Annotated in this window: 6 protein-coding genes and 1 pseudogene; 5 read left to right on the plus strand and 2 right to left on the minus strand. The window is 64.9% G+C overall.

Annotation, left to right across the window (positions count from 1 at the left end):
• Positions 1-256 (plus strand): annotated as a pseudogene (locus Q8N40_RS16270) (benzoyl-CoA 2,3-epoxidase subunit BoxB); the annotation flags it as partial.
• Between the two features lie 80 nt (positions 257-336).
• Here the strand turns inward: Q8N40_RS16270 and Q8N40_RS16275 are convergent.
• Entirely contained in the window at positions 337-1,143 is an 807-nt protein-coding gene (locus Q8N40_RS16275) for an SDR family oxidoreductase (RefSeq protein WP_305712529.1), read from the minus strand.
• Positions 1,144-1,209: 66 nt separating this feature from the next.
• A complete protein-coding gene (locus tag Q8N40_RS16280; protein WP_305712530.1) occupies positions 1,210-2,268 on the minus strand; it encodes a polysaccharide deacetylase family protein in 1,059 nt (352 codons plus the stop codon).
• 248 nt (positions 2,269-2,516) lie between these two features.
• On the opposite strand from Q8N40_RS16280, the gene Q8N40_RS16285 reads away from it, so the two are divergent.
• The 4 genes from Q8N40_RS16285 to Q8N40_RS16300 all read left to right on the plus strand — a co-directional run.
• Positions 2,517-3,920, plus strand: coding sequence for an OmpA family protein (locus Q8N40_RS16285; protein ID WP_305712531.1), 1,404 nt, complete (start codon positions 2,517-2,519; stop codon positions 3,918-3,920).
• Positions 3,917-4,207, plus strand: coding sequence for a hypothetical protein (locus Q8N40_RS16290; RefSeq protein WP_305322016.1), 291 nt, complete (start codon positions 3,917-3,919; stop codon positions 4,205-4,207). The genes Q8N40_RS16285 and Q8N40_RS16290 overlap by 4 nt, the downstream gene beginning before the upstream one ends.
• A gap of 332 nt (positions 4,208-4,539) precedes the next feature.
• Entirely contained in the window at positions 4,540-5,595 is a 1,056-nt protein-coding gene (locus Q8N40_RS16295; protein WP_305712532.1) for a lysylphosphatidylglycerol synthase domain-containing protein, read from the plus strand.
• Positions 5,596-5,629: 34 nt separating this feature from the next.
• Positions 5,630-6,433: histidine kinase dimerization/phospho-acceptor domain-containing protein (locus Q8N40_RS16300; RefSeq protein ID WP_305712533.1), on the plus strand; the 804-nt coding region annotated here is incomplete at its 3' end.

The raw sequence follows: 6,433 nt of genomic DNA on the forward strand, positions 1-6,433 counted from the left end.
GCCGAACGTCGCGTTCCATCGCCAGATCGGCGAGTTCAGGGACATCCACGCCACGCCCGACGGCCTGCTGATCGACGACGCCACCTGGAACAAGCGCAGGAACGACTGGCTGCCGTCGGTGGACGACGGCGATTTCATCGCTTCGCTGATGGTGCCGGTGACCGACATCGGCAGCTACGCCCCCTGGATCTCGCCGCCCAAGGTCGGCATCGACAACAAGCCCGGCGATTTCGAATATGTGAAGATCGAGACGTAGTCAGGTTACGAGTAGCGAATGGCGAGTGGCGAATGGAGAAGAGCTTCTATTCGTCATTCGCTACTCACTATTCGTCGCAATCAATCCCACCCGTCGCCCTTGATCCCGGGATTGGCGTAAACGATGCCGCCATCGACCGCGATGGTGGCGCCCACCACGTAATCTCCCGCGCGCGAGGCGAGAAAGATCGCGGTGCCCGCCATGTCCTCGTCGGTGCCGATCCGGCCCGACGGCACCCGCGTCGCCACCTCGTCTGAATTATCGCGCGCCGCCTTGTTCATGTCGGACTTGAAAGGTCCCGGCGCGATCGCCGTTACCACGATGTGGTCCGCGATCAGTTTCGCGGCCATCCGGCGGGTCAGGTGGATCAGGCCCGATTTGCTGGCGGCATAGGAATAGGTCTCCATCGGATTGACGAAGATGCCGTCGATCGAGGCGATGTTGATGACCTTGCCGGGCCGTCTGGCGCTGGCAGCGGCGCGCAACGGCGCGGCCAGCGCCTTGGTCAGGAAGAACGGCGTCTTGAGGTTGAGGTTCATCACCTTGTCCCAGCCGCTCTCGGGAAATTCGTCGAATTCCGCGCCCCATGCCGCCCCCGCATTGTTGACGAGGATGTCGAGCTTCGGCTCGCGCTTCTTGATCTCGGCCGCCAGCATGTCGATCCCGGCCATGGTGGAAATGTCGATCGGCAGCGCGATGCATTCGCCGGCATAGGCGACCGAGAGCTCCTTCGCGGTCGCCTCGCAGGGCCCGGCCTTGCGCGCGGTGATATAGACCTTCGCCGCACCCTGCGCGAGAAATCCGGCCGCGATCATCTTGCCGATGCCGCGCGATCCCCCTGTCACGACAGCGATGCGCCCCTGCAGCGAAAACAGATCCTTGAACATGCGTTCCTCCCTTGGTTTTACCGAGGGTTTTGGCCGCCGAAATTTGATCAGTCAAGGAAGGGGAGATTACGCCGCGTCGATCCGCCGGAATCCGTTGCCGAACGCGGTCGCGGCGCCCGAGGTCAGCACCGGCAGGAACCGCGAGTGCTGGTAGTTGCCGTTGAGCGAGACCCGCTGCAGCGCGGTCAGATGATCGGCGCTCTCGGGAAAGATCATGCCCGGCCGTGTCGTTACTGCGGTCTTGAATCCGCTGGCGCGCGCCAGCGCGAATTCGCGGGGGCCGGCGGCGATCTTGTCGCCATAGGGATAGGCGAAATGGAGGACGGGACGCTGCAGGGCGCTTTCGATCCGGGCGCGGCTGGCGGCGATCTCGTCGGCCGCGATTTCCCCGGTCTGCCTGGCGAGATTGCAATGCGTGATGGTATGCGCGCCGATCGTGACCAGCGGCTCTTCGGAAAACTGCTTCAGTTCATCCCAGGACATGCAGAGTTCACGGCAAATGGCCGTCTCGTCGACGCCATGGCGCAGGCACAGCGCGCTGATTTCGCGCGCAACGTCGTGCTCACCCGGCAACGAGCGCAGCCAGTCATGCAGCCGCTCGAACGCTTCCTGCTTGGCGGCAGCCGTAGAGGTGTCGAGACGGGTGGTGGCGTCGCCAATCCTGACTTCGATCGAGGATGTCCCGGCGATCACCCGCTCCAGCGCCGCCCACCACAGCAGCCCGGTGCCCCCGGCGAAATCGCTGGTGACGTAGACGGTCATGGGTGCGTCGAACTCCCGCATCACCGGCAGCGCGAAATCCCGGTTGTCGCGATAGCCATCGTCGAGGGTGAAACAGGCGAAGCGCCGCGAAAAGTTGCGATCGATCAGCCGCTGATGCGCCTCGTCCATGCTCACAATGTCGATCCCGTGCGAGCGAAGATGCGTCAGCATCATGCGCAGGAAACCCGGCGTGACCTCGAGGTGGTGATTGGGCTGGAAATCGGCGTCGCGACGCGGCCGGACATGGTGCAGCATGAAAATCGCGCCGACGCCCGCGAACAGCGGTCGCATCAGATGATGCGCGCCGGTAAAATACAGCGCTTCGAGGCCTGCGCGGATAATGTTGTTGCGGAAGCGCTTCATCCAGAAACTGGCCGGTTGCGACGATATTTCGAAGCTATCCGGTGAGCGCTGAAGAAACAGTTATTCGGATCGCGCCGCGCCAGCGGACAATTTTCGGGTTAATTTCCAGTTTGACAGTCCCGCAAGGGTTTGTTTTCTCTCTGTTCTCCAGTGCTAGCGCCCCCCTTGTTTCCGAAGTTCGTGTCAGGGGGTGCCGCGATAGCTCACGAACTTCGGAAAACGGGGCGCCAGGGCCCCGCGGGATGCCAATGCACGGACTTTTCAGGTGGAGCAGCAAATGGTGGCCGGGCACGATTCCACTGGCCGTCCTTTGGGCCCTCGCGGCCTGGAACAGCACGCTCCCCCTGGAAGCCGATCTGGCCGCGCGCTCTAATGCCGCACTCAGGGATACCGTGCTCGACAAGGCGCGGATGGCGGTCGCCGGCCGCGACGTCACCTTTGCGGCCGACGCCTTTTCGGAAGACGGACGCCGCAGCGCGGTGGCGTCGGTGGAAGCCGTCCCGGGCGTGCGGCTGGTCGACGATCAGACCCGGCTCGTCCCCGAAGCCAAGCCATTCGCCTGGTCGGCCGAGCGGGATGTCGCCCGGGTCACCCTGGGCGGCAGTTCACCGCTGCCGGCCATCAAGAACCGGTTGCTCGAGGCGGCCCGCGCGGGTCTCGGCGGCACCGAGGTGGTGGACCTGATGAACCTGTCACGGGGCGCACCGCCGCGTTTCGACAATGCCGCGCTGCTGCTGCTCGACCAGATCGCGAAATTGAAGGACGGCAAGGTCACCCTTTCGGATACCAAGGTCAGCCTTTCCGGCATGGCGCGCGACCTCGGCGGCCGGGAAGCGATCGCGGCCGCGCTGAAAAATCTTCCCGAAGGTTTTTCGGTCGCCGCCAACGAGGTCAAGGCGCCGCCCTATGTCTTTCAGGCCTACAAGGACCCGGTCGCGGTGACGGTGACGCTGACCGGCTATGTGCCCGACAATAACGTTCATGCGGCGATCGCGACCGCGGCCGGGCGCAAATTCCTCCGGGAAAAGGTGGTCGACAATCTCAAGGCCAGCGTCGGCGCGCCCGCAGGCTTCGCCAATGCGGTGGTGCCGGCGCTGGGCGCCCTGGCGCGGCTGTCGACCGGCACGCTTGTGGTGTCCGACCGGGAGGTCAAGCTGTCCGGCGACGCGCTCTACGAAGCAGCGGCGGTCCAGATCCGCGCCGGCCTCGGCAAGGATTTTCCGCAAGGCTGGCATTTCAAGCCGGAAGTTTCGGTCAGGCCCGCAGCAGCGCCGGTCGATGCTACCGTCTGTCAGCAACTGTTGGCGGATTTGCTGGCCAAGACGAAAATCCGCTTCGAATCCGGGCGCGCCACGATTGATCCGGATTCGGTGGCGCTGCTCGACCGCCTGGTCGAAACCGCGATGCGCTGTCCGACCGTCAATATTGAGATCGCGGGCCATACCGACGCCGACGGCGAGGTCGCCTTCAACCAGGATCTGTCGGAAAAGCGCGCCCAGGCCGTGACCGATTATCTGGTCAAGGCCGGCCTGTCCGCCAGCAGGTTTACGCCTGTTGGCTATGGCAGCACCCAGCCGCTGGCCGGCAATGATACCGAGGAAGGCAAGGCGCAGAACCGCCGCATCGATTTCGTGGTGAGGAAAGGCGAATGACCTATCTGGCAACATTTCATTGGGGCTGGCTGCTGGCATCGTTGTTGCTCGGTCTCGCCATGGGCTGGATCGCGGTGGTTCACCGCGGCAAGGGCGTATCCCGGACGACCGCCCGCTGGCTGGCGGCGCTGGCGGCGGCACTGGTCGCGGCGTCGCTCACCCACGTGGTTCCCGGCCGCTTCGGCTATTGGCTCGACCTAGGCCTGATCATGTTCGCTTTGTATCTGGCCGGCTGCGCGGTCGGCTCCTGGCTGCGCGACCGGGCGATTTCGCGGCATCGGGCATGATCCGGACCGGAACGGCCACGCTGACGCAACGGGGGGCCGGTTTTGCCGCCGGACCGGGGGCGCCGTGTCGGCCCCGAAATCACGAAAACTTCACCGCTGCCTGCGCAAGTTCGCAGGCGCCGGGTCTTTCAGCCGCGGCGAATGCAGCAAATCTGTGCATCTGATGTCACGAATGCCCCCTAATATATTGAAGGAGCGCGTTTTATTCGGCCCGGACGAATTCCACTCCGGCTCGAAACGCGCTACCAGTTCGGGCCGGGGAACAAGCGTGGCGCCGCGGCGGCAAAGATCGTCCGGCAGCCGCATGTATGGGATCGCACTTAGAGGTGGAGATGCTTGAATCAATACGCAGGGCGATTTCGTTTCTGCGCCAGAAGCAAATCCTGCACAAGCTGGGCGTTGTGGTCAGCATCACGATCATCGGGATCGCGTGCTACGTGCTCTACCACATGCTGCGCACCATCGATGCCGGCGAGGTCGTCGACGCCATCAAGCGGACCCATCCGCGACAGGTCTTGTTGGCGGCGCTGTTCGTGGCGGCGGGCTATTTCACCCTTACATTCTATGATCTGTTTGCGGTTCGCACGATCGGTCGCACCGACGTCCCCTACCGGGTCACCGCGCTTGCGGCGTTCACCTCCTATTCGATCGGGCACAATGTCGGCGCCAGCGTGTTCACTGGCGGCGCCGTGCGTTACCGGATCTATTCCGCCTGGGGATTGAACGCGATCGATGTCGCCAAGATCTGCTTCCTGGCCGGCCTGACATTCTGGCTCGGCAACGCCGCGGTGCTGGGCCTCGGCATCGCCTATCATCCGGAAGCGGCTGCCGCGATCGATCAGTTGCCGGTCTGGCTGAACCGGCTGGCGGCGTTCGCCATTCTCATCGGGCTGACGATCTATGTGGCCTGGGTCTGGATCCAGCCGCGCGGCGTCGGCCGCGGGCCGTGGACCGTGACGCTGCCGGGCGGTCCGCTGACCTTGCTGCAGATCGGGATCGGTATCGTCGATCTCAGCTTTTGCGCGCTGGCGATGTATGTGCTGGCGCCGGACGAGCCTGATCTCGGCTTCATCGTGGTCGCGGTGGTTTTCGTGTCGGCGACGCTGTTGGGCTTCGCCAGCCACTCCCCCGGCGGGCTCGGGGTGTTCGACGCCGCCATGCTGGTCGGGCTGTGGCAGATGGACCGCGAGGACCTGCTCGCCGGCATGCTGCTGTTCCGCCTGCTCTATTACATCACGCCGTTCGTCCTTTCTGTAATCCTGCTGGCGCTTCGAGAGGTCGTTCTGGGCGCGCAGCTGAAGCGGCTGAAGCTGAAGACGTCGGGCGCCGACCCGGCGCCGAAACACGAAGCCGTATATGTGCGCGAGCGCGGCGACACCGGCGCCTGACGATACGGACCCGAACCGGAAGCGAGTCGGACCGATGGCGATAGACGAAACTTCTCCTTCTTTCTTCTCGCCGTGGCCGGACCGGTTGCGGCATTCCGCCATCATCCTGCTGGCCGCGGGTCTCGCTCTGGCGGTGCTCGTCGTGTTCGGCGACCTCGCGGTGGTGCGCGCCGCCGCGGCTTTCATCTGCATCGGAGCGGCCGCCCTGGTGCCGTGGCGATTGCATGACGTCGCGGCGTCGCGCGATGAGGTCCGCGCGGTCAATCCGGTCGAGGCCGCGGCGGTCGCCGCCGTGGTCGCCGGCATGCCGGATCCCGCCGTGCTGCTCGACCGCGCCGGCCGCGTGCTCCATCTCAACGCGGCGGCGGCGCAGCTCGCGCCGGCGCTGCGCAAGAACGAGCTGGCGCAATTTGCGCTGCGCTCGCCCGAGATCATCACCGCGCTGCGCGAAGCCATCGCGACCTCGGAAAGCCGGCGCGCCACCTATCTGGATCACGTGCCGGTCGACCGCTGGATGGAGTTGATCATCACGCCGGTGCCGGTGCCGACCCTGTTCGGCGGCGCCGACAAATGCATGCTCATGACGTTCCATGATCAGACGCCGCTGCGCCGGGTCGAGGAAATGCGCGCCGACTTCGTCGCCAACGCCAGCCACGAATTGCGCACCCCGCTGGCCGCGCTCACCGGCTTCATCGAGACGATGCAAGGTCCGGCACGCGACGATCCGGCGGCGCGCGATCGCTTTCTCGGCATCATGCACAACCAGGCGAAGCGGATGGCGCGGCTGATCGACGACCTGTTGTCGCTGTCGCGGGTCGAACTGTCCGCCCATGTTCGC

Source organism: Bradyrhizobium sp. (assembly GCF_030693485.1).
In the GTDB taxonomy this organism is placed as follows: domain Bacteria; phylum Pseudomonadota; class Alphaproteobacteria; order Rhizobiales; family Xanthobacteraceae; genus Bradyrhizobium.